Genomic DNA, 21,707 nt, shown 5'->3' with positions numbered 1-21,707 from the left:
GATTTGGTGATGGCTAATTCCATCCCGTACTCCATTCTAGATATATCTCCTATTCCGCAGGGATTTACCGCTGCAGATGCACTGCGCAACTCTCTAGACGTGGCTCAACATGCAGAGGAGTGGGGCTACACCCGTTATTGGGTAGCTGAGCATCACAATATGACGGGTAACGCTAGTTCGGCCACCGCAGTGCTCATTGGATACCTAGCCGCAGGTACCAACCGCATCAAATTAGGTTCTGGCGGAGTGATGTTGCCAAATCACGCCCCATTAGTGATTGCAGAACAATTTGGTACCTTAGAGTCTCTCTATCCTGGTCGGATTGAATTGGGCTTAGGTCGTGCGCCCGGAACCGATCAGATGACGGCTCGTGCATTACGTCGGGATTTGCTGGGTAGTGATGACCGCTTTCCACAAGATGTGCGAGAGTTGCAGCATTACTTTGGACCGATTCAGGATGGCCAGTCAGTAAAGGCTATTCCAGGTGCGAATACCAATGTACCAATATGGATCTTGGGCTCTAGTCTCTATGGGGCGCAATTGGCTGCGCACTTTGGCTTGCCTTATGCCTTTGCATCACACTTTGCCCCAGACCAACTATTAGAAGCGATGTCGATTTATCGCGAACTCTTTAAACCTTCTGCGCAGCAAGCAACTCCTTACTCTGCTTTTGTCATGAATGTTGTTGCAGCAGATACAGATAAAGAGGCACAACATCTCTTTACTAGCTTGCAGCAAAACGTGGTCCGGATGCGCCGTAATACCCGAGGTCAACTACCGCCTCCTATCGCCAATCTTGATGAGTTCTGCGATCCACATGAGCAGGCGGCCGCAGCTCATACATTGCAGGTCTCGGTAGTTGGTTCGCTCGAAACCATTAAAACGGGAATGCGAACTTGGCTAGACCGTACGGGTGCAAATGAAATCTTATTTACTGGCCAAATCTTTGATCACCAAGCACGCCTTAAATCATTTGAGATCGCAGCTAAGGCTGCTCAAAGTCTATAGGTTTTTACTGCAAGGCATCTACCCGACAATAGTACTGTAGTCAGACGTAATCAAAAGATCTTCTTTGATAGCTCTATTAGCAAGCTTAAGTACTTCATTGTCTTTGCTAATCAGTAGGGATGGCTTTGCGGTGTAAGCTAGATTTAAAAAGACTTGATCGTCTGGGTCTTGGCATTGCCAAGGGGCAATCAACAAAGTCTCATCGTCTAAGACTCTCGCGATAGAGTGCCATTGAGATAGGATTCTGTCTTGTACCTCTTGCTCGAGACAGAAGAGGGGGCGACTAATCACATCAGCAAACTCTTCAAGTGTTTTAGAGGTGGCTAAGGCATCGACTTGCCGGTCGATTAAAGCCTGCTTGAGATGAACTGCTCTAAAGTCATTAAAAACAAAGATGTCTAGTAAGACATTGGTATCTAAGACAACAGACTTCATTCGGTCAAGCTGGATTTGAGTTAATGTTGATGATTGCGCCAGAGTTCAGGCGTAATCGTGACCTGGCCTTTGTCTGAAGAGACATAAACTTCACCGTCTTGAACATTGACATGAATCACCATGCTGCGCTCCACCAGTTTATTGAGTTCATTGGCTTGCTCTGCAGGGATCGAGATAATTTGGAGATTGCGGGCACGATTGAGTTTATTCGCGATGCCATCCCACCAAATTTTGCTCGTATGGCCACCATAGCAATAAACAATAACTTGGTCTGATCTACCGCAGGCTTTCAGAATACGACGCTCATCTGGTTGACCAATTTCGATCCAAAGCTTAATGGCATCGGTGAGGTCTTTAATCCAAAGATCTGGTTCATCGTTATCACTCAAGCCTTTGGTAAAGGTAAGGTCCTCATGGGCCTGTAGTGCAAAAGCGATGATTCTGACCATCATCCGCTCATCAGTCTCCGACGGGTGTCTGGCGATAGTGAGGGAGTGACTGCTGTAGTAGTGGCGGTCTGAATCTGCGACATGAAGGTCGGCTTTATGAATGGTTGAGCGTAGGGCCATAAGGCATTATCGCCCTTAAATGAGGGTGCCCCAGATTGCCGTATCATTTTGGTAGTCAATTCCACCCTTAGGGCCAATATGAGTACTGCTATTACCTGGAAAATTCGCTTAGTAGCCACTTTCTTGCTTGGTATTTGTGCTGTGAGCTTTCATCCGGCAGCGATGGCTGATACATGGCCATCTAGGCCTATAAAGATCGTTGTTCCTTTTTCTCCTGGTAGCGTTCAGGATGCATTGGCAAGATCGTTTTCAAATGAGTTGGGCGCAGCACTCGGTGAACCTGTCGTAGTTGAGAACAAAGCAGGCGCAGGCGGCACCGTCGGCACTGGAATTGTTGGCAAATCTGCGCCGGATGGGTATACCTTTTTATTGGCTGCAGCCAGTCACAACATTAATGGCAGTTTGTTTAACAAACTGAGTTTTGATCCGATCAAGGATTTCACGGGCGCTGCCTACATTGGCACTAGCAGTTACATCATGATGACGAATGCCGAGTTTCCAGCAAAGTCGGTGGCTGAGTTCATTGCGCTAGCAAAAGCAAATCCAGGGCAATATAACTATGCCAGCGCTGGTAATGGCAGCGCTTCACATTTGGCAATGGCTTATTTTGATAGTATGGCTGGCATCAATCTCGTCCACATTCCTACTAAAGGTACCGGTGATGCGATTACTGAGTTACTAGCAGGGCGCGCACAGGCAGTGATTGCTGCCAATGTAGCGGCTCTTCCTTTTGCAAATGATTCCAGAGTGCGTTTCTTAGGCGTTTCTTCAGAGAAACCATCCCCATTCGTTCCAGGCGTACCTCCCATAGGCAATACCGTAAAAGGTTACGTCTTTGATAGTTGGTTTGGATTGCTTTCACCCGCTGGTACTCCAAAAGCAGTTATCACGAAGATGCAGTCTGAGATGACCAAGTTATTAAAGCAGCCAGAGATTATCGAGCGTATGCGCCGTCAAGGTATTGAAATAGGCAATCTTTCTCCCATGGAGTTCAATCAGCTATTAGTCAGAGACTATGTGCGGATGGCAAATGTCGTCAAAGCCTCCGGTGCAAGAGCTGAATAGATCAATACTTGTGTATCGTAGAGACCCATGATTCGTATCACTGAGCTACGCCTACCGATTCATCACGCCCCAGAAGAGATTGAGGCGGCAATTTTGAAGCGCCTTAAATTATCTCCAAAAGATTTAATCTCTTTTGAGATTTTTAAGCGGAGCTATGATGCCCGCAAAAATGTAGCCCTCGCTTTTATTTATACGATAGATTTATCGGTGAAGAATGAAAAGGCGGTACTCAAGCAATTTTCAAACGATAGCCACGTAAGACTTTCACCAGATACGAGTTATCACTTCGTCGCTAAAGCACCAGAAACGATTGAAACAGGAAAAGCATTGCGCCCAGTAGTCATTGGTTTTGGCCCATGCGGCATATTTGCTGCACTAGTATTGGCGCAGATGGGATATAAGCCAATCGTTCTTGAGCGTGGTAAGCAAGTCCGCGAACGTACACAAGACACTTGGGGTCTTTGGCGAAAAAATATTCTTAATCCAGAATCAAATGTGCAGTTTGGTGAGGGTGGGGCTGGAACATTCTCTGATGGAAAGCTCTATAGCCAAATTAAAGATCCTAAGTTTTATGGTCGCAAGGTCATTAATGAGTTTGTGAAGGCAGGTGCACCTCCTGAAATTCAGTATGTTGCTAAACCCCATATCGGAACATTTCGCTTAGTTGGAATGGTGGAAAAGATTCGCCAAGAGATTATTGATTTAGGCGGAGAGATTCGTTTTTCACAAAAGGTTATTGGCTTTGATATTGAGAATGAGCAAATTACTGGTGTCAAGATTGAAGGTCATCCGGATTTGGCTGCCAATCATGTGATATTGGCATTGGGGCATAGTGCACGTGACACTTTTAAGGCTTTGCATGATGCGGGCGTATTCATGGAGGCTAAACCTTTCTCGGTAGGCTTTCGAATTGAGCACCCACAGTCTTTAATTGACAAAGCGCGCTTGGGTCCTCACGCAGGAAATGAATTGATTGGCGCCGCTGACTATAAGTTAGTCCATCACGCCAAGAATGGTCGTGCGGTCTATAGCTTCTGTATGTGCCCAGGGGGAACTGTGGTCGCTGCTGCCTCAGAGCCCAATCGCGTCGTGACGAACGGTATGAGCCAATACTCTCGCAATGAGCGCAATGCTAATGCTGGCATTGTGGTTGGCATTACTCCAGAAGATTATCCCGGTGGTCCGCTAGCAGGGATTGAATTTCAACGCCAATTAGAGTCTAAGGCTTTTGAATTAGGCGGTGGAACGTATGAAGCTCCAGGTCAATTAGTGGGAGACTTTATTGAAGGCAAGCCCTCAACTGAGTTTGGTAGCGTTCTACCTTCTTACAAACCAGGGGTTCACTTAACAGACCTGGCTGATGCTTTGCCTGCTTATGCAATTGAGGCAATACGTGAAGCGCTACCTGCGTTTGAGAAACAAATCAAAGGCTTCTCCATGAAAGATGCTGTGCTAACGGGTGTTGAAACGAGAACCTCTTCGCCTTTGCGCATTACCCGTGGTCCGAACTTTCAGAGTTTGAACATTAAAGGACTCTATCCGGCGGGTGAGGGTGCTGGATATGCGGGCGGAATCTTGTCTGCTGGAGTTGATGGGATTAAAGTAGCAGAAGCAGTAGCGCTTGACTATCTTTCTTAGTTACCAAGATATCTATTCATATTTTCACGAGATCATCAATCAGCTTTTCAAAACTTGTCACTTCAAAAATGTGATTGTCAAATCGTCTAATTGCCGTATGCGCGGGCGGATCATTTCTGCGTTTGACGTATTCATTCCAGTGGGCAAGCTTCCACTCGTCTCTAGAGTCGCCACGCTTTTGCATCCGTATTCTGGCTTCATTCTCATCTAGATCAATCCATGCAATTGAAATTTTTGTTTGAGCAGGTATACCTAGCGCTTGCGGATTAAACATCCTACCGCTCTGTATTTCTTTAGAAAATGGACCCACTAAAATCACATTGACGCCAAGCAATAGGTTTTCACGAGCGATATCAATTAATCCTCGGTATTCCCAATCGCGTAAATTCTCAAGATAGTAGGGGCTGTCACGGTCATTAGGGTTCTGGGTAGTGAGCTCCATCACGTGTGCGCTATAGTCACCGTAGACCGTATCCTTATCTAAAAAGAAAAAGTCCTCACCTGTTTTCTCAATGATGAGTGGCAGCGCTTTCTTGGCTAAGGTGGACTTGCCTGTGCCTGCATGTCCTGCAAAGAGGATGAGGCGGGGCGCGGAAGGACTGAGTTTGCAGATCATTTATAGCTAGTCTCGCAGAAATTGGCAGAAATATCTCCTGTTTCTCTGAAGTGACGATAATGTCTCCATGGCTTTAATCGTACTCACAGATGCAAAACTGGCTTTCGGCCACGTTGACCTCCTCGCAAACACTGCTTTTTCACTCGAATCTGGTGAGCGTGTTGGCTTAATTGGCCGCAATGGCACTGGTAAGTCTTCTTTATTGAAGATCCTGGCTGGCATTGAAAAAATGGATGATGGCTTACTGCAATACCAACAGGGCCTGCGCATCTCTTATGTTCCTCAGGAGCCTATTTTTGAGGCTGAGGAAACTGTATTTGAGGCAGTATCAAAGGGCGTAGCTGAAGCTAAAGCCCTGCGAGAAGAGTATGAGGCTCTGAGCGTAGGCGAGTGGGATGATGACGCCCATCATCGACTGGATGAAGTGCAATCCAAACTCGAAGCTTTAAGTGGTTGGAATTGGGAGCAGCGAGTTCATGAAACCTTAGACCGCTTACATCTTGATTCTGAGCAAAAGATTAGCAATCTGTCTGGTGGTACTAAAAAGCGTGTCGCTTTGGCTCGCGCCTTAGTTGAAATGCCAGATGTCCTTTTGCTAGATGAGCCAACTAACCATTTGGATTTGGATTCCATTGCATGGTTAGAAGAACTTCTTAAAGAGTACCAAGGCTCTGTCATCTTGATTACCCATGATCGAGCCTTCTTGGATAACGTTTGTACCCAAATTGTGGAGCTTGATCGTGGCATTTTGCGTAGCTATCCAGGAAACTTTACGCAATACGAAGTGCTGAAAGAGCAAGAACTCAACGCAGAGTCCCTTGCCAATGCAAGAGCTGATAAGTTGTTGGCGCAAGAAGAGGTTTGGATACGTAAAGGAGTGGAGGCGCGTCGTACACGAAGTGTTGCCCGAATCGCTCGTCTCGAAAAGCTTCGTACTAGCCGTGCTGAACGCAGAGATGCTATGGGTCAGGTGAAGCTAGCAGTGTCCGCGGGAGACCGCAGTGGCAAGATCGTGGCTGAACTTGAGAATGTCAGCAAGTCTTACGGTAGGCCAATTGTGAAAGACTTTACGGCAACCATATTGCGTGGCGATAAGGTTGGCTTACTGGGGCCGAACGGCGCAGGTAAAACTACCTTACTCAAACTCATTCTTGGAACAATTGCACCAGACTCTGGTACAGCCACGATGGGGACTCGTATTGAGGTGGCTTACTTTGACCAGATGCGCGAAGGTCTTGATCTGAATGCATCCCTTGAAGACTACATTAGCCCTGGCAGTGAGTGGATTGAAATCAATGGCAATAAAAAACACGTTAAGAGTTACTTGAGTGATTTTTTATTTGCGCCTGAGAGAACGAATTCACCGGTAAGCACCTTATCTGGTGGCGAGCGCAATCGTCTTTTGCTGGCTCGTTTATTTGCACGTCCTGCAAACGTCTTGGTTTTGGATGAACCAACCAATGACTTAGATATTGACACCTTGGATTTGCTGGAGCAGTTACTACAAGACTATAAGGGCACGGTTTTCTTGGTTAGTCATGACCGTTACTTCTTAGATAACGTTGTCACTAGCATCATCGCCAATGAAGGTGACGGTTTCTGGCGTGAGTATGAAGGTGGCTATGAAGATTGGAAGATTCAAAAAGCCCGTTCAGACAAAATTCGCGCTGCAAACTCTAATCCAAAGATGGCGCTTAAGGCGGAAGCAAAGCCTGAGCCAGTTGCGGAAGTAAAGCCAGTAGCAAAGAGTGGTGTACAAAAGCTCAATGGTAAAGAGCGCCAAGAGCTTGAAGCCTTGCCTTTACAAATCGAAGAGCTTGAAACAGAGCAGGCTGATATTGGCATTGCGATGAGCAATCCAGACCTTTATAAAAATGAGCCTGAGTTGGCCGCCAGTATGCAGGCGCGCTTAAGTGAAATTACCGAACAGCTTGAACAAAAATTACAGCGCTGGGAGCAACTCTTGAGCCGCTCCGAGCCTTAATCATTACTCGCCACGCTGAAGACGTGCGCGAAGCTCAGCAATTTCATCAAGAAGATCCAAAGTAAGCGCTACTCCCGGAACATTAAGTTCTAAATCGTGAGTGAGATGTGCCGCGGTCTTTGCTCTTCTTAATGAGTCGCCACCAAAGCGCCAATCTTGAGGGGATGATCCAGTAGGGCTCAGTACACCCTCGGTAACCCATGACATGATCATTTCTTCTGGCGTGCGTGAGGCATGAGAGAGCTCGACAATACTCATGTGCACTTCATTTTCAACAACGCTACCTTCAATCCAGGTGATATTCGTTTGGTTCATCTCATCATCCCTTCAAATGGGTTCTAGGGTTGAAATCAAAAGCCTTCTCAAAGTTTTGATAGGCTTCTTTATGGGTATCCGTATCTGCAGGCGGTAGTGCAATTGTGGGAACGACATACAAGTCGCCAGGCTCAGCACTTGGAATGCCCTTGCCTTTCAGGCGCATCTTTCGACCCGCAACAGTGCCTGCTGGTATTTTGAGTTCTAAAGTACTTCCCGCTGGAGTGGGAACATTGACGGTAGTGCCTAATGCAGCTTCCCATGGTGCAAGTGGGATATCAATAAAGACATCTTTGCCGTCAACGCGATAAATGGGATTAGGGTGAAATTCAATTTCAAGATAGAGGTCGCCAGCTGGACCTTCGCCAACTCCTGGGCCCCCTTGGCCTGATAGGCGTAAATTTTGACCGGCTTTAATGCCCTTTGGAATGCTGACGTCTAGTTTGCGCTCTTGTGTAGTGACATGACCACTCGCATCTAATGTGGGCATGTGTAGTGCAATAGTGCGCTTGGCACCGTTATAGGCATCAGCAAGATCAATCATAATTTTGGCATGATGGTCTTGCCCTTTGAAGTTCATGCCTTGGTGTGTGTGACTACCTCTGCCACCTTGGCGATGCTTGCCTCTACCAAACAATGATTCAAAAAATTCGCTTTGATCACCTTCAAAGCCACTGCCATAACCAGGATGGGCTCCGCCATATCCATCATCAGCGTATTCAAAGCCTTCATTCCAATTTGGAGGAGGGGTAAAGTCTTGGCCATTCTTCCAGTTAGCGCCAAAACGATCATAGGCGGCACGCTTCTCGGTGTCTTTTAGGACTGCGTAAGCTTCACCAATTTCTTTGAACTTTTCTTCAGCACCAGCTTCTTTATTGACGTCTGGGTGATATTTGCGAGCAAGCTTGCGGTAGGCAGCTTTAATTTCTGCCTCGGTGGCCGAACGGGCAACACCGAGGGTTTCGTAATAATCCCTAAATTTCATAAGCCTGTATTAATCCATAGTAAGCCAATGGATTAATTCTACAGGCGTATTAGCTCATCACGCCAATTTGCCAAGGCACAAATTCATAATCGCCTAAGCCCAACAATTCACTCTTAGAAGGCTCTCCGGATGCAGTTCTGAGGAATAGCTCAAAAATACGCTGCCCCATCTCTTGAACGGAGACAGTGCCATCCAAAATTTCGCCACAATTGATGTCCATGTCTTCTGTAAGTCTTTGATACATGGGGGTGTTAGTGGCAAGCTTGATGCATGGTGCAGGTTTAGAGCCAAACATCGAGCCACGACCGGTTGTAAAGGCAATGAGATTGGCGCCGCCAGCAATTTGTCCCGTAGCAGATACAGGATCAAAACCAGGGGTGTCCATAAATACAAAACCTTTCGCAGTTACTGGTTCTGCATATTTATAAACTTCCATCAGCGGGCCTGTTCCACCCTTCATCGAGGAGCCTAAAGACTTCTCAAAAATATTGGCAAGGCCGCCAATTTGATTGCCTGGACTAACTTGGCCATTGATCTGCACATCACGACCAACCGAGTACTCATCCTTCCACCAGCGAATACGTTTGATCAGTTTTTCACCAACTGCTTGGCTTGCTGCGCGTCGAGTAAGAGTATGTTCAACACCATAGATCTCTGGAGTCTCCGACAGAATTCCTGTGCCACCATGACGAGACAAAATATCAATTGCTGCGCCTAGTGCTGGATTGGCGGTGATCGAAGAAAAGCCATCAGAGCCACCACATTGCAAGCCCACTGTTAAATGGCTTGCGGATACGGTTTCCCGTTTTGCTTTATTCGCTTCTGGTAAAAGAGCTTTGACCGCCTCAATGCCTGCTTCAATGGTTTTGCGAGTGCCGCCAGACTCTTGCATGATGAAGGTATGGAGGTTAGATCCTTCTTTAAGGTCCTCTTGCTCCATCAAACCTTTAAGTTGGTTGCGCTCACAACCTAAGCCAACGATCAATGCGGCCGCGAGGTTAGGGTGACGAGCATAGCCAGCCATCGTACGACGCAGCAACTGCATGGGTTCGCCACTCATTTCCATACCGCAGCCGATATCGTGACTAAATGCCACTACACCATCAACGTTTGGATAGTCTTTTAAACGCTCTGGGGTGAAGTAGTCAGCGATTTTATTCACTACAGTTGCAGAGCAATTGACGGTGGACAAAATACCAATGAAATTCCGAGTACCCACTTTGCCATTTGGTCTGACATATCCTTGGAAAGTAGCACGTTCTGATTCTGGCAACATTTGGGTTGGCTTGAACTCGCTTGCATAAGCATAGTCACGATCAAACTCTCTGAACTCGGTGTTATGGCTGTGAACCATGGTGCCAGGCTCAATATCGGTATTAGCAAAACCAACGGTGACGTTGTATTTAAGAATCGGCTCGCCCTTGAGAATCTTTTTGGTAGCAATCTTGTACCCAGCTGGTACTTGGCTACGACTTGTGAAGTTCTCACTAGGTACTTCAGTGCCAATACCCACGTCAACACGAGCAACGACGATATTGTCATTAGGATGCAGGCGAATAATCGGACCTATTAGACGTTTTTCAGAGATTTCAATCATGGATTTCTTTCAAATAGAGAGTTTGATTATTCAGGAGTTGCGCCAGACTTTTTCACGATGGGGGCCCATTTGGAAACCTCTGACTTAATGTAATCGCCCAATTGAGATGGACTGCTAGTCACAATCTCAAAGCCTTTACTATTGATTTGCGCTTTGATTTCTGGATTATTGAGAACCGCATTTAATTGTGAGTTCAGTTTATCGATAACTGCTTTGGGCGTCTTTGCTGGGGCAACAATGGCGTACACCAGCTCTACTTCAAACTTTGGGTAGTACTCTGAAATGGCAGGAATCTCAGGAGCGGCTGGGGAGCGCTTGAGGCTAGTAATGCCAAGCGGTACTAATTTCCCAGAGCGCACATAAGGAAGCGCAGCTGGGGTGCCCACTAAAGCAGTTTCAATTTGACCGCCCAACACATCAGTTAAAGCAGGTGCAGCCCCTTTGTATGGGACATGCAGGATATCCGTTCCTGCAAGCGTATTAAAGAGTTCGCCACCGAGATGCAATGGCGTTCCAGCGCCTGAGGATGCAAAACTGACTTTATTCGGATTGGCTTTTGCATAAGCCACCAACTCAGAAATCGTTTTAAATGGAGCAGAAGGGTTAGCAACAAAAAGTAGTGATGAAGAGGCAACCAAAGATACCGGGGAGAAATCCTTAACGAGGTTGTAATTTAATTTTTTATAGAGTGTTTCATTAATGGCCTGTGTTCCTACCATCATCAGAAAGAGCGTGTAGCCATCAGGTTTGGAGTTCGCGACATATTCAGCGGCAAGGTTTGCGCCAGCCCCCGGTTTGTTTTCAATGATGATTGCTTGCCCCAAGTTCTCACCCAGTTTGGGAGTAAATCCTCTCGCGAGAACATCGGAAGGGCCACCCGCAGCAAAGGGAACGATCAGTTTGATTGGTTGTGATGGGTAGGTTTGTGCCTGCAAAGTAGTGCTAAAGCCAATGGTGACCAGCAACAATGCTAAAAAAGTTTTTCTCATGTAATGTTCTCCGTATTCCGTATATTCTTATTTAATATTTGTTTTAGATGCTTTGTAAAAAATGAAAATCACTCAGGCAACCATCTTTCCGCTTTCGATACCACTTGTTGACCCAATCAAGATGGCTAAAGAGCTGATCGCGGATGCCAAAACAGTATTACTTTGCCTAACTGATGAAGAGGGCCGCCAAGGCTGGGGAGAGGCATCTGTCGCGCCACTCATGACTGGTGAAACGCTTGAGAGCTTATTGGCCAGCGTCAAATATCTAGTGGATAAGGCCCGTGAACCAGAGTGGAGCGATCCGAAGTATTTTGCAAAAGCTTGTGATGCAATTTTGTATGGCAATCCATCAGCGAAATCTTGCCTGCAAATGGCATTACTTGATCTATACACGCAGAAAAACTCAATTTCCTTATGGAAGTACTTGCGCTCACTGAGCGCTGGAGTCGATTTACCAGTATTCACTGAACTTCCATTGCTCCGTATGTTAGGTGGTACATTGGAAAAGGAAATGGCCGATGCCAAATCATTTCGTGAGGCAGGATTTAAACATTGGAAAATTAAGATTGGCTCTTTATCTTTGAAAGAAGATTTGCACAGAGTAGAAGTGCTATCTGATTTGTTAGAGGGCGATGTCATCTCGGTGGACGCAAATGGCGCTATGTCTTTAGATGATGCCGTGCAATTCTGTACCTCCAAACAAGCAAGCAAGTTATCTTTTGCGGAGCAATTAATCCATGCTGATTGTGCTTTGGCAGACTTTGTGGTGCTTAAAGAGCGTTCACCTATTCCTATTGGCCTAGATGAATCTATCCATGGGGCTGACGAGATAGAAGCATTCATGAGTGCTAAAGCGCTCGATGGGGCAAGTCTTAAGCTCATCAAGACCGGTGGAGTGTTAGCAGCTTGGAAATGTGCACAAATTCTGCGCAGAAACAATCTCAAACTCAACCTTGCTTGCAAGGTAGCGGAAACATCGCTAGCAGGAGCAGCAACGGCAGCGATTGGTTTTGCAATTGGAGATGTGCCTTGGGGATTTAGCATGTCAAATCAATATCTACGCTTTGATATTTGCGATCGTCCATTAAGCGCAAAGCACGGCCATCTGGATATCGCGCAACTCAACACTACTGGTGTTGGAGTGACTCCCAATCTGGATCGTGTGAAGGATGCCATAGCCCAAGGTCACTCAGTCATTCAATATTAAGTACATCAAAAGCGGCTTTTAATCTTCGAGAGTAGGAATCGGAGACGGATTTAATTTCTTCTGGAGTCCACTTTCTAAAACCTTCACCTGCTTTCATGCCTGTTTTACCGTCAGCCATGAGTTGAACGACCTTCGGGGGCAGGGCGGTGATGTTCGATAGTGATGGATAAATTTCTTTAGCGGCGTTAGCCATTCCATCCCAGCCAGAAATTTCTTTTTGGGTCATTGGGCCCACGGCAGCATAGCGAAAGCCAAAGCTGTATCTGACTGCATCATCAATATCTGCAGGGGTAGCGATCCCTTCTTGCACAAGCGAGAGCGCCTCTCTCATTAAAGCGTGCTGAATGCGATTGGCTAAAAATCCAGGGATGTCCTTCTTCACCAGAACAGGCTTCTTATCAATTTTTTTATACAGCTCACAAGCCTGCTCTGCATATTTGAGCTCTGTCTTTTGTCCCATGACGATCTCTACTAAGGGCACGACCTCTGCTGGCATGAAGTAGTGGGCGCCCATCATGCGATTGGCGGTCTTGAGTCCTTCGGCAATTTTGCTAATGGGAAAACCGGAGCTATTGCTGCCAATGGGAATATTTGCTGGCACGACCTGATCAAGGTATTGAAATACCTTTTGTTTGAGCTCTAAGTTTTCGGCTACGGTTTCAATCACCCATGAGCATTGATCCCAGCTCTGCCACTCCTCCATGACTCCAACGAAATGCTGCTTCTTAATGTCAGCTTCTTCTTTGGTGGCATTGTCTCCTACCACGCCAATTTTCTTTGCTAGGGTGATGGCCTTATCTAAGCAAGCCTCAGCCTTTTCTTTTGTTCTGCCCAATATGACTACAGGGATGTTCTGGGCGATAAAGCCAGCAGCAATGCCAGCCCCCATGATTCCGGTTCCGATAACAGTTACAGATTTCATATTTTTTAAACCTATACGGTTAAGTAATTAATTGGGCTTGATCAAATTTCATCAATAGATGCGTAAGATTAGCATTATTTATGGTTTAATAGTTAAATAATAAAATTCACTTATCCGTATAACTTATCCTAGGAGACCTCCACATGACGATGCATAACCCCTTCCAGCCGGTTGAAAAAATCAAGACTGAAGTTTTTTCATCCATGCCTGCGAAATTCCGCAAAAAATCCCGTACAGGCTGGTCTGACCCAAATCGTCAGGGCGCGGAAGTAGAGTGCTTTTTAGAGGGCCCTTCATTTGATCGTGAAGGAAATCTATGGTTTGTGGATATTCCTTTTGGCCGTATTTTCCGCATTGATAAGAAAGGCGAGTGGGAGCTTATTACTCAATACGACGGTTGGCCAAACGGCATGAAGTTTCATAAGGATGGCCGTGCCTTTATTTGTGACTACAAAGCAGGCTTACTCGCCTTGGATCCAAAGACTGGAAAAATTGAAACCATTTTGGGCTCCATGTACAGCGAGAACTTCAAAGGTTTGAACGATCTGCATTTTGCTTCTAACGGCGATTTGTATTTCACCGATCAAGGTCAGACTGGTATTGCTGATCCAACCGGTCGCGTATTTAGATTGCGTGCCAATGGTCAACTCGATCGCTTGGCTCTGAATGTCCCAAGTCCAAATGGCATTACTTTAAACACTCAAGAAAAGCATGTGTTCGTAGCCGCTACAAGATCTCAGCAAATCTGGAGATTACCTTTGATGGCAGACGGCTCTGTTTCTAAGACTGGTGTGGCGGTGCAGTTGACTGGTGGTGTTGCAGGTCCTGATGGTATTGAAATGGATTCAGAAAATGGCTTATTGGTGTGCCACCTCGGTATTGGTATCTGGAGATTTGACAACAATATGTTGCCAACCCACTTGATCTACTCTGAGAACCCACATCACCATCATTTGGCTAATATGTGTTTTGGCGGTCCCGACAATAAAGATCTCTATATCACTGAGTCTTTATCAGGCGATATTCTGAAAGCACACGTGCCAGTTGCTGGCAAAAAAATGTTTGGACTTTCCTAAATTGACTGAGCGATTACCGTTATACAAAGCTCTAGCGAATACACTAGAGCAGCGTATTTATAACGGTGATTGGCCGGTGGGATCCGTCTTGCCTGCCGAGGCGGATCTTTGCCGAGATTTTCAGTCTAGTCGGCATACATTGCGCCATGCACTACAAATCTTGGAAGCTAATGGCTTGATTTATCGCCATCAAGGCGCACCAACGAAAGTAGTTTCAAGGCAGCGCTTACGGCGTTTCACTCAAAGTTATAACTCTCCAATTGATATTCTGAGTTACTCACGCGATACCTATCGTGAAAACCTAGTTGAAGAATTTATTGAGCTAGATAAGCGCTTGAGTTTGATCGTGGGCGCCCCAGTTGGGTCGTCTTGGTATCACATTGGTGGAATTCGTAAGCGTCAACAAGCTGAAGAGGTGATTGCTTGGACAGACATCTATATCCTGCCGCAGTTTGCATCGCTGACAAAAGATCCAGAGCACACTCAGATAATGGTCTATGAGCAAATTGAGAAAAAATACGGCGCTCGCATTGAAAGGGCTGAAGTTGATGTCTATGCAGCTGTTGCCTCACCAGAGATTGCAGCAAAACTTCACATCAAGCCGGAAACTTCATGCTTGGTAATTATTCGTCGCTATTTTGATGATCAAGATAAATTATTTGAAGTGACAGTAACGCACCACCCAGAAAATAAGTATGTTTACAGCATGGAATTTAAAGCGAGCTCAGAGGTTTAAGTCACTATGAACTACTTGCCAATAGCAGACGCAGAGCGTTTTATCTCAAGCGCACTTCAGGCTGAAAAAGTTCCTGCGGGAGATGCTGACATCATTGCCAATTTAATGGTCAAGTCCGATCTCGTTGGGGCAGATGGTCATGGAATATTTCGCCTGCCTGCTTACCTCAAAAGAATTCGGGCCGGTGGCGTAAACCTTCATCCCAATATTCACGTTGAGCGCGAGCAGGGTGCAACTGCCTTAATTAATGGTGACAACGCCTTGGGTCATTTGGTAATGAACAAAGCTGTTGATCTCGCGATTGAAAAAGTAAAGCAGCATAGTGTCTGCTGGATAGGTAGCCACTTTGGTAACCATTCAGGAGCTGCATCGGTATATGTGCGCAAATTGGCAGAGCATGGTTATATCGGTATCTATATGGCAGTAGGCAATGCCAATCATATGGCGCCATGGGGTGGTATCGATTTGCTGCTATCCACTAATCCGATTGCAATTGCGGTGCCTGCTGGTGATGAGCCTACAGTGCTCCTCGATATTGCAACAACGGTAGCTGCTTACGGAAAAGTTAAAGTAGCGGCACAAAAGGGTGAGTCCATTCCAGATGATTGGATGATTGATCGTCAGGGCAAGCCGATTACTGATCCTAAAAAGTCCGCTGAAGGTTCGCTATTGCCCATTGGGGGTTATAAGGGTTATGGCTTGGCAGTCATGATTGGATTGCTAGCCGGTGCGCTCAACAATGCCGCGGTTGGCAGGGGAACGATTGACTTCAATGCGCATCACGATTTAGTCACCAATACTGGTCAAACAATTATTGCGGTTGACCCAAGCGCCTTTGGTAATAAGGAGGACTTTGTTGCCAGAGTAACCACCTTGGTGAATGATCTTAAAAATTCATCAACGTTACCTGGCGTTAAAGAAATTCGGGTGCCAGGTGAGGGTGCCGCTAGGACGATGTCGGAGAGAGCAAAGGCGGGCATTCCTGTGTCTCCAGAATTATTGGAGGCATTAAATACCTGCGCTAAGGAGTGCGGTATTCCTGCTCTGAAGTTCTAAAGAGCATACAAAAATTACTGGGGGAGACATATGTTTAAAAAATTCATCAAAAACATAGCAATAAGTGCAGTAGTAGCGGCGGCAATCATTCCAGTATTCATGGGTTCAGCATTTGCTGCTTATCCAGATAAACCAATCAAAATGATGATTGGTTATGCACCGGGAAGCTCTACTGATATTGTTGGCAGGATGATTGCCAATGATCTCAGTCTTGCTTTAAAACAGCCGATCATTGTAGAAAACCGTGGAGGTGCTGCAGGTAGTTTGGCTGCAGATGCGGTGGCTAAAAGTTCTCCTGATGGCTACACCATCTTATTTGCACAAAATGGCTTAGCAATTAATGTGGCCGCAAATCCCAAGCTGCCTTTTAATGGTCAAAAGGATCTGTTACCTGTAGTTGGTGTTGCGGCAACCCCTCACATCCTCATCGTCAATAACAATTCACCTGCAAAAAGTGTGGCCGATCTAATTGCCATGCTCAAAGCAGATCCGGGCAAGTTAAGTTTTGGGTCTTCGGGTATTGGTAACTCTGATCACATGGCTGGCGAATTGTTTTTGGCGACTACAGGCTTACAAGCAATTCACATTCCTTATAAAGGCGGCTCACCGGCAGCAACGGATTTAGTTGGCGGACAGATTGATTTTTACTTTGCAGGTATGCCGGTTGGTCTACCTTTGTATAAAGGCGATAAAGCCAGAGCTTTAGCGGTGACTAGTAAAAATCGTTTCAGCGGTGCTCCAGAATTGGTGACCATTCAAGAGTCAGGGGTGAAAGGTTATGAGATGGCTTTATGGCAAGGTGTCTTTGTGCCCGCAGGAACACCACAGCCAATCATCAAAGAGCTGAATAATTCGATCTTGAAAATCTTAGAAACCCCTGAGATGAAAGATCGCTTTCAAAAAGCTGGCGTACAAATTGCGCCAATGAATACGCAACAATTCTCTGATTTGTATTTCTCAGATATCGCTCGCTGGAAAGTCGTCATTGAAAAGGCGAAGATTAAGTTAGATTGATCTTCCCCTTGGCAGTCATCAAGCGCTGAGGTCAAATACCAAGACTTCAGCGCTTTTTCCATTAGAGATATCTAAATGGCTTTCTTGATCAATCATTAGGGCATCACCACCATTCAAGGTTTGACCATTCACCGCTAATGAGCCGCGAATGAGGTGAACATAGGCCTTGCGTTTTGGGTCTAATGTTAGTTGAGCAGATTGCGCTCCATCAAAAAGACCTGAGTACATGTTGGCATCTGCAGATATCGAAACAGATCCATCATGACCACTAGGTGATGCAACCAAACAGAGCCTTCCTTCTTTGCTCGCTTGCGGTATGGTTTTTTGTTCATAGTCTGGACGAATTTCTAGAACATTGGGCTCTATCCAAATTTGTAGAAAGTGTGTGGTTTGATCTTTTGCGTGATTAAATTCACTATGCATTACACCCGTTCCAGCACTCATGCGCTGAACATCCCCTGGAGGAATGCCCTTCACGTTTCCCATGCTGTCTTCATGAGCGAGCTCTCCTGAGAGAACGTAGCTAATAATTTCCATATTACGGTGACCATGTTTGCCAAAGCCCATTCCAGGAGCTATCCGATCCTCGTTGATGACCCTTAGATTGCCCCATCCCATAAATTGTGGGTCGTGATAACCGGCAAAAGAGAAGGAGTGAAAGCTTTTTAGCCAGCCGTGATCAGCATAGCCTCGATCTTGGGATTTTCTGAGAAATAACATATCTTTAGTGTATCAATTTAGTGAAATTGTAGATAAGGACATTATCATTAGCTTTTAGATTATTTGCTAATCGGCGCACATGGCTAGCTTCAAACAAAACTTACAGGAAACTTTTCTGGGGATTTCTGAGACGGCTCAGGAGAAATGGACAGACTTCACTCAATTTTTACAAGAGGCATGGCCGCTATTAATTTTTTTATTGATGGTTCTGATGGGAATCTGGTGGTATGCCGATCCACCCCCACCAAGACATGTCATCATGGCAACTGGGTCGCCTGGTGGTTCCTACGAAGTGATTGGCAAGAAGTATGCAGAATTCTTTGCCAAGAAGGGCGTGATTCTCGAGTTGTTGCCGACCAATGGTGCACAAGAGAATCTTGCGCGCTTAAGTGATCGCAATGATCCAGTGCAAGCTGCGTTTGTCCAGGCTGGAGTTGCCCATCCGAAAACCGTCACCGGAATCCAATCATTGGGTGCGATTGGATACGACCCGATTTGGTTTTTCTATTCTGGTCCGGAAGTGAAGTACAGCGATTTTGAGGTTGTACAAGGGCACTCTAAATTCTTTTCAAACCGTAAGATTTCTGTTGGAGTTGAGGGCAGCGGAACCCATGCCCAGTCCATGCGTATTCTGAAGGCTACGGGGCTAGACCGTGCTGACCTAAAGTTTGTCAATTTGCCTGGTGAGCATGCGGTTCAAGCCCTCAAGAAAGGAGAGATTGATGGCACCTTTATCGTCGACTCTTATGAAGCGCCTAATGTCCAGACTCTTCTGGCTGACCCTAATATGCATTTAGTCACCTTTAAGCGTGCTGAGGCCTTTACCAAAATCATTCCTTATCTGCAAATCCTAAAAGTCCCTGAGGGGGCTTTTGGCTTGGAGCGTAACTTCCCAAGTGAAGATCTCAAGTTAGTTGCAACAACTACCAATCTCTTGATAGATGACAGGATGCATCCAGCAATTCAGTTCTTATTTCTAGAAGCGGCGCGAGAAATTAATGGCAGAGAATCTTTCTTTAATAAGAGAGGAGAGTTTCCTTCATTCAAGGATTCTTTACTACCAGAAAGTCCGGTTGCGATTCATTATGAAAAAAATCGCTATCCACTGATCTCTACTTATTTCCCATTCTGGCTTGCTGAATTTATCAGTAGGTTGATATTTGTCCTCTTACCATTCTGTGTTCTTGCCTATCCAGTATTAAACACATTGCCAAGCTTTAGAACTCGGCGGATGTACAACATCATTAATCGTCTATACGGTGAGTTAAAAACTTTTGAGCAAGATCTATTGACGAACTATGACGAATTAAAGCGGGACGAGTATTTAAAGAAGCTTGATCTCATGGAGTATCAGGCTCTCAATATCAAAGTCTCGAAGCGATTGGCTGGCGATTACTACTCACTGCGCACCAGCATTGATTACGTTCGCAATTGCTTAAATAGGGGCGTTCACCCTTATCAATACACACCAGTACAAACATCAGCCTCTAGCCCGATGGCACTTTAATTATTCGCCTTCGCTGTGCCTGCTCGGAAACTTGAAGGAGGCATAGCGAACAACAGCGTTTGCTAGCGCTAAGATCAAGATTGTGATGCCCATAAATAGTATGGCCATATCTGCTTCGTGCTTGGTGTTGACCAAGTCGATGATTAAGCGGGTCACAGCTGTGATGGCAACATAGATCAAGAAACGCACCGGCATGTGGTTGGTCTTGAAATAAATACCTACCATTGCGCCGATTTCTAAATAGATAAACAAGAGCAACAGATCTTCAATCGAAGCAGCACCTTTGCTGACCATGCCTAAAAATGCGACAGCTGCTGACCACACGGTAGCTGCCCCAATGCCAAACAAAGCAATCCGATGAAAGAGTGAGACAAATAAGTTACCAATGGGCACTGTCCACTTTTCAATGGCAACCTCAAGTTTGGTTGCATCTTTTGGTGAAGTAGGGGTCATATTCATAAAGCCTCCATCGTTCTATTGATGAGACTCAGTATATTTATCTGTTGGGCTAAAGCAATAAAAAAGAGGCCAAAAGCCTCCTTTTTTTGGAAGAGTTGATCTGGGTCAACCGAGTGTGTCTGCCCAGATATTGTGAGCCCAGCCCCATGCATAAACGCCTTCAAGCGTTGTTGGCCCGGGAGAAACTCCCCCGGAGCCAGGAACTGGCTTAAAGGTCTTTTCTTCTGCGATGTACTGATGCACGCTAGCAACATGGACTACTTCCTTGGCGTTGACAAAGCTGTAGCAGGTATTCGTGAGGACTGGCGATGGGTTTACTTCCCAGCCACTTAATTCGGCAACGATTGCTGCCGCAGCTACTTTGGCATGCTGGTTCGCCATATGTCCTGATTTAGGCATGGCATAGGCAACCTGAATGGAATCACCCAGCACATGAATATCTTTCTGTGCAGTCGATTCGAAGTTAATGAAGTTCACATTTACCCAGCGACCATTGGAATTAGCTAGACCTGTTTTAACAGCGATTTCACCAGCACTCATTGCAGGTAGTAGGTTAAGAACATCGGCTTTGATGTCATCCTGAATTTCAAACTTGATCGTCTTTGTTTTGGCATCTACAGCAGTGACGTTGTGTTTGGGTAAATATTCGACCATGCCAGGATATTGCTCAGCCCAGACCTTTTTAAATAGGGTGCCTTTAGAAACCACATCTTGATTTGCGTCGAGGATGAGGACCTTTGACTTTGGCTTATTTTGTTTGAAATAACTTGCTACCTGGCAGGCCCGTTCGTAAGGTCCTGGCGGGCAGCGATAAGGAGCTTCGGGGATGCTAATGGCATAAGTCCCACCATCACGTATCGCAGCAAGTTGTTTGTGTAAGGCGACAGTTTCTGCTCCGGCTTTCCAGGCTTGGAGCGTTACTCCTGCTTTATTGGCTTGCGTAAGCCCTTCAATACTATTCATTAATAGACTTACGCCAGGCGACACAATCACTTTGTCATAGGGAAGGGTTTTACCGGAAGCAAGTTTGACTGTTTTTTTGTCGGGATCAATTCCTGTCACGCTATCTTGAATAATCTTTACCCCATGACGTTTACTGAGATTGTCGTAAGGACTTGTGATGTCTGCAAGGGAGCGGGAGCCGCCGACAACTAAATTGGAGAGCGGGCAGGAAACAAAAGAGGCATTAGGCTCAATCAGAGTTACCTTAGCTGTATTGTTGGAGAAGAGGCGTAAGTATTTGGCAGCAGTTGCGCCACCATAGCCACCACCAATGACCAAAATTTCAGCTTTCTGTAAATTAGCCTTAGCTTGTCCCGAGAAGCCTGCGAGTAAGCCAAGGGCTGCAGTGCTTTGGCCTAAAAAGTGTCGACGATCCATGCTGATTTCCTAATTATTTCTTGCCAAGTTGATTGGCGATGATTTGCAACTGCTCATCAGAGTAGCCCTTGGCCAGCTGCGGCATGATGGTGCCTTCACGTGCACCCGATTTAAATGCTTTTAACTGACTGAGCATTTGTTCACTCGTTAGGTTATTAATGAGAGGCATACCCCCATCAACAACACCTTTACCATCTGTTCCATGGCAATTGGCGCAGGTTGCGGCTAAGCCGCGGTGATAAAGATTGGTAGCGTCATTAGATTGCGCATAGCTAGTGGAGCAGAGTGTCATGAGGCTGATAAAGGGTATTGCTACTAAGGTTGATGTCATTCGAATTGATCTCATGGGCATGTATCTCCGTTCTTATTAAATGCGCACTGATTTCACAGATGCCTAAATTTATTCTTGAGCTATCTTACCCAAAGATT

The 21,707-nt window shown here is 45.9% G+C and carries 22 protein-coding genes; 10 read left to right on the top strand and 12 right to left on the bottom strand.

Annotated features, from left to right (window positions below; translation table 11 throughout):
• Nucleotides 1-9: 9 nt before the first annotated feature.
• A complete protein-coding gene (locus ICV38_RS06155; protein ID WP_215378383.1) occupies nucleotides 10-1,008 on the top strand; it encodes an LLM class flavin-dependent oxidoreductase in 999 nt (332 codons plus the stop codon).
• 18 nt (nucleotides 1,009-1,026) lie between these two features.
• Here ICV38_RS06155 and ICV38_RS06150 read toward each other — a convergent pair whose 3' ends face one another.
• Both ICV38_RS06150 and ICV38_RS06145 read right to left on the bottom strand, forming a co-directional pair.
• Complete coding sequence (locus ICV38_RS06150; protein WP_215378381.1) at nucleotides 1,027-1,443, bottom strand: putative toxin-antitoxin system toxin component, PIN family; 417 nt, start codon at nucleotides 1,441-1,443, stop codon at nucleotides 1,027-1,029.
• A gap of 20 nt (nucleotides 1,444-1,463) precedes the next feature.
• A complete protein-coding gene (locus tag ICV38_RS06145; protein ID WP_215378379.1) occupies nucleotides 1,464-2,012 on the bottom strand; it encodes a YaeQ family protein in 549 nt (182 codons plus the stop codon).
• A gap of 78 nt (nucleotides 2,013-2,090) precedes the next feature.
• Here ICV38_RS06145 and ICV38_RS06140 point away from each other — a divergent pair, with 78 nt between their 5' ends.
• Together ICV38_RS06140 and ICV38_RS06135 are read left to right on the top strand one after the other, a co-directional pair.
• Nucleotides 2,091-3,077, top strand: a complete 987-nt coding sequence (locus ICV38_RS06140; protein WP_215378377.1) for a tripartite tricarboxylate transporter substrate-binding protein — start codon at nucleotides 2,091-2,093, stop codon at nucleotides 3,075-3,077.
• Nucleotides 3,078-3,104: 27 nt separating this feature from the next.
• On the top strand, nucleotides 3,105-4,715 hold the full coding sequence (locus ICV38_RS06135; RefSeq protein WP_215378375.1) for an NAD(P)/FAD-dependent oxidoreductase: 1,611 nt from the start codon (nucleotides 3,105-3,107) through the stop codon (nucleotides 4,713-4,715).
• A gap of 16 nt (nucleotides 4,716-4,731) precedes the next feature.
• Here the strand turns inward: ICV38_RS06135 and ICV38_RS06130 are convergent, their stop codons facing one another.
• Nucleotides 4,732-5,331, bottom strand: a complete 600-nt coding sequence (locus ICV38_RS06130; protein ID WP_215378373.1) for an AAA family ATPase — start codon at nucleotides 5,329-5,331, stop codon at nucleotides 4,732-4,734.
• 67 nt (nucleotides 5,332-5,398) lie between these two features.
• Between ICV38_RS06130 and ICV38_RS06125 the strand changes: the two genes are divergently transcribed.
• The gene (locus ICV38_RS06125) at nucleotides 5,399-7,315 is read left to right on the top strand and encodes an ATP-binding cassette domain-containing protein (RefSeq protein ID WP_215378371.1); all 1,917 of its coding nucleotides are present in this window, start codon (nucleotides 5,399-5,401) and stop codon (nucleotides 7,313-7,315) included.
• A 3-nt stretch (nucleotides 7,316-7,318) separates the two neighbouring features.
• Here the strand turns inward: ICV38_RS06125 and ICV38_RS06120 are convergent, their stop codons facing one another.
• Genes ICV38_RS06120 through ICV38_RS06105 form a run of 4 tightly spaced genes read right to left on the bottom strand, consistent with a single transcriptional unit; the run spans nucleotide 7,319 to nucleotide 11,201 of the window.
• Entirely contained in the window at nucleotides 7,319-7,630 is a 312-nt protein-coding gene (locus ICV38_RS06120; protein ID WP_215378369.1) for a chaperone modulator CbpM, read from the bottom strand.
• Between the two features lie 4 nt (nucleotides 7,631-7,634).
• Nucleotides 7,635-8,615, bottom strand: coding sequence for a DnaJ C-terminal domain-containing protein (locus ICV38_RS06115; protein ID WP_215378367.1), 981 nt, complete (start codon nucleotides 8,613-8,615; stop codon nucleotides 7,635-7,637).
• A 49-nt stretch (nucleotides 8,616-8,664) separates the two neighbouring features.
• Entirely contained in the window at nucleotides 8,665-10,212 is a 1,548-nt protein-coding gene (locus tag ICV38_RS06110; protein WP_215378366.1) for a UxaA family hydrolase, read from the bottom strand.
• 26 nt (nucleotides 10,213-10,238) lie between these two features.
• Nucleotides 10,239-11,201, bottom strand: a complete 963-nt coding sequence (locus ICV38_RS06105) for a tripartite tricarboxylate transporter substrate binding protein (protein ID WP_215378365.1) — start codon at nucleotides 11,199-11,201, stop codon at nucleotides 10,239-10,241.
• Between the two features lie 61 nt (nucleotides 11,202-11,262).
• Between ICV38_RS06105 and ICV38_RS06100 the strand changes: the two genes are divergently transcribed.
• The gene (locus tag ICV38_RS06100) at nucleotides 11,263-12,408 is read left to right on the top strand and encodes a mandelate racemase/muconate lactonizing enzyme family protein (RefSeq protein ID WP_215378363.1); all 1,146 of its coding nucleotides are present in this window, start codon (nucleotides 11,263-11,265) and stop codon (nucleotides 12,406-12,408) included.
• On the opposite strand, the gene ICV38_RS06095 is transcribed toward ICV38_RS06100, so the two are convergent.
• Nucleotides 12,395-13,330 carry a 3-hydroxyacyl-CoA dehydrogenase family protein gene (locus ICV38_RS06095; RefSeq protein ID WP_215378361.1) on the bottom strand — a complete coding sequence of 312 codons (936 nt, stop codon included), beginning with the start codon at nucleotides 13,328-13,330 and terminating at the stop codon, nucleotides 12,395-12,397. The two genes, ICV38_RS06100 and ICV38_RS06095, sit on opposite strands and share 14 nt — an antisense overlap.
• 143 nt (nucleotides 13,331-13,473) lie before the next feature.
• Between ICV38_RS06095 and ICV38_RS06090 the strand changes: the two genes are divergently transcribed.
• From ICV38_RS06090 to ICV38_RS06075, 4 genes are read left to right on the top strand one after another with little or no spacing between them, the layout of a single operon-like run.
• Entirely contained in the window at nucleotides 13,474-14,406 is a 933-nt protein-coding gene (locus tag ICV38_RS06090) for an SMP-30/gluconolactonase/LRE family protein (RefSeq protein WP_251368124.1), read from the top strand.
• Nucleotides 14,393-15,142: a GntR family transcriptional regulator gene (locus ICV38_RS06085; protein WP_251368123.1), complete on the top strand. Its 750-nt coding sequence runs from the start codon at nucleotides 14,393-14,395 to the stop codon at nucleotides 15,140-15,142. Before ICV38_RS06090 ends, ICV38_RS06085 begins: the two co-directional genes overlap by 14 nt.
• 6 nt (nucleotides 15,143-15,148) lie before the next feature.
• A complete protein-coding gene (locus tag ICV38_RS06080) occupies nucleotides 15,149-16,198 on the top strand; it encodes an Ldh family oxidoreductase (RefSeq protein ID WP_215378357.1) in 1,050 nt (349 codons plus the stop codon).
• 30 nt (nucleotides 16,199-16,228) lie between these two features.
• Nucleotides 16,229-17,212, top strand: coding sequence for a tripartite tricarboxylate transporter substrate binding protein (locus tag ICV38_RS06075; protein WP_215378356.1), 984 nt, complete (start codon nucleotides 16,229-16,231; stop codon nucleotides 17,210-17,212).
• A gap of 18 nt (nucleotides 17,213-17,230) precedes the next feature.
• Here ICV38_RS06075 and ICV38_RS06070 read toward each other — a convergent pair whose 3' ends face one another.
• The gene (locus ICV38_RS06070) at nucleotides 17,231-17,932 is read right to left on the bottom strand and encodes a pirin family protein (RefSeq protein WP_215378354.1); all 702 of its coding nucleotides are present in this window, start codon (nucleotides 17,930-17,932) and stop codon (nucleotides 17,231-17,233) included.
• Nucleotides 17,933-18,011: 79 nt separating this feature from the next.
• On the opposite strand from ICV38_RS06070, the gene ICV38_RS06065 reads away from it, so the two are divergent.
• Nucleotides 18,012-19,439: a TAXI family TRAP transporter solute-binding subunit gene (locus tag ICV38_RS06065; protein WP_215378352.1), complete on the top strand. Its 1,428-nt coding sequence runs from the start codon at nucleotides 18,012-18,014 to the stop codon at nucleotides 19,437-19,439.
• On the opposite strand, the gene ICV38_RS06060 is transcribed toward ICV38_RS06065, so the two are convergent.
• From ICV38_RS06060 to ICV38_RS06050, 3 genes are all read right to left on the bottom strand, one after another.
• Complete coding sequence (locus tag ICV38_RS06060; RefSeq protein WP_215378350.1) at nucleotides 19,440-19,898, bottom strand: phosphate-starvation-inducible protein PsiE; 459 nt, start codon at nucleotides 19,896-19,898, stop codon at nucleotides 19,440-19,442. It abuts the gene before it with no gap.
• 105 nt (nucleotides 19,899-20,003) lie between these two features.
• On the bottom strand, nucleotides 20,004-21,278 hold the full coding sequence (locus ICV38_RS06055; protein ID WP_215378348.1) for an NAD(P)/FAD-dependent oxidoreductase: 1,275 nt from the start codon (nucleotides 21,276-21,278) through the stop codon (nucleotides 20,004-20,006).
• 13 nt (nucleotides 21,279-21,291) lie between these two features.
• Nucleotides 21,292-21,624, bottom strand: a complete 333-nt coding sequence (locus ICV38_RS06050) for a c-type cytochrome (protein WP_251368122.1) — start codon at nucleotides 21,622-21,624, stop codon at nucleotides 21,292-21,294.
• Between the last annotated feature and the right edge of the window lie 83 nt (nucleotides 21,625-21,707).

The sequence above is a fragment of the Polynucleobacter sp. MG-6-Vaara-E2 genome (genome assembly GCF_018687695.1).
GTDB lineage: Bacteria > Pseudomonadota > Gammaproteobacteria > Burkholderiales > Burkholderiaceae > Polynucleobacter.
The sequence above is the reverse complement of the archived record's forward strand: the minus strand, read 5'-3'. Positions and strand labels throughout refer to the sequence as shown.

Excerpts from the sequence above, each read along its gene's own strand:
- ICV38_RS06080 (WP_215378357.1), top strand. The coding sequence starts at position 15,149 with ATGAACTACTTGCCAATAGCAGACGCAGAGCGTTTTATCTCAAGCGCA.
- ICV38_RS06150 (WP_215378381.1), bottom strand. The coding sequence starts at position 1,443 with ATGAAGTCTGTTGTCTTAGATACCAATGTCTTACTAGACATCTTTGTT.
- ICV38_RS06065 (WP_215378352.1), top strand. The coding sequence starts at position 18,012 with ATGGCTAGCTTCAAACAAAACTTACAGGAAACTTTTCTGGGGATTTCT.
- ICV38_RS06055 (WP_215378348.1), bottom strand. The coding sequence starts at position 21,278 with ATGGATCGTCGACACTTTTTAGGCCAAAGCACTGCAGCCCTTGGCTTA.
- ICV38_RS06090 (WP_251368124.1), top strand. The coding sequence starts at position 13,474 with ATGACGATGCATAACCCCTTCCAGCCGGTTGAAAAAATCAAGACTGAA.
- ICV38_RS06105 (WP_215378365.1), bottom strand. The coding sequence starts at position 11,201 with ATGAGAAAAACTTTTTTAGCATTGTTGCTGGTCACCATTGGCTTTAGC.
- ICV38_RS06095 (WP_215378361.1), bottom strand. The coding sequence starts at position 13,330 with ATGAAATCTGTAACTGTTATCGGAACCGGAATCATGGGGGCTGGCATT.
- ICV38_RS06115 (WP_215378367.1), bottom strand. The coding sequence starts at position 8,615 with ATGAAATTTAGGGATTATTACGAAACCCTCGGTGTTGCCCGTTCGGCC.
- ICV38_RS06130 (WP_215378373.1), bottom strand. The coding sequence starts at position 5,331 with ATGATCTGCAAACTCAGTCCTTCCGCGCCCCGCCTCATCCTCTTTGCA.
- ICV38_RS06100 (WP_215378363.1), top strand. The coding sequence starts at position 11,263 with ATGAAAATCACTCAGGCAACCATCTTTCCGCTTTCGATACCACTTGTT.
- ICV38_RS06075 (WP_215378356.1), top strand. The coding sequence starts at position 16,229 with ATGTTTAAAAAATTCATCAAAAACATAGCAATAAGTGCAGTAGTAGCG.
- ICV38_RS06125 (WP_215378371.1), top strand. The coding sequence starts at position 5,399 with ATGGCTTTAATCGTACTCACAGATGCAAAACTGGCTTTCGGCCACGTT.
- ICV38_RS06060 (WP_215378350.1), bottom strand. The coding sequence starts at position 19,898 with ATGAATATGACCCCTACTTCACCAAAAGATGCAACCAAACTTGAGGTT.
- ICV38_RS06110 (WP_215378366.1), bottom strand. The coding sequence starts at position 10,212 with ATGATTGAAATCTCTGAAAAACGTCTAATAGGTCCGATTATTCGCCTG.
- ICV38_RS06145 (WP_215378379.1), bottom strand. The coding sequence starts at position 2,012 with ATGGCCCTACGCTCAACCATTCATAAAGCCGACCTTCATGTCGCAGAT.
- ICV38_RS06155 (WP_215378383.1), top strand. The coding sequence starts at position 10 with ATGGCTAATTCCATCCCGTACTCCATTCTAGATATATCTCCTATTCCG.
- ICV38_RS06135 (WP_215378375.1), top strand. The coding sequence starts at position 3,105 with ATGATTCGTATCACTGAGCTACGCCTACCGATTCATCACGCCCCAGAA.
- ICV38_RS06070 (WP_215378354.1), bottom strand. The coding sequence starts at position 17,932 with ATGTTATTTCTCAGAAAATCCCAAGATCGAGGCTATGCTGATCACGGC.
- ICV38_RS06120 (WP_215378369.1), bottom strand. The coding sequence starts at position 7,630 with ATGAACCAAACGAATATCACCTGGATTGAAGGTAGCGTTGTTGAAAAT.
- ICV38_RS06140 (WP_215378377.1), top strand. The coding sequence starts at position 2,091 with ATGAGTACTGCTATTACCTGGAAAATTCGCTTAGTAGCCACTTTCTTG.
- ICV38_RS06050 (WP_251368122.1), bottom strand. The coding sequence starts at position 21,624 with ATGAGATCAATTCGAATGACATCAACCTTAGTAGCAATACCCTTTATC.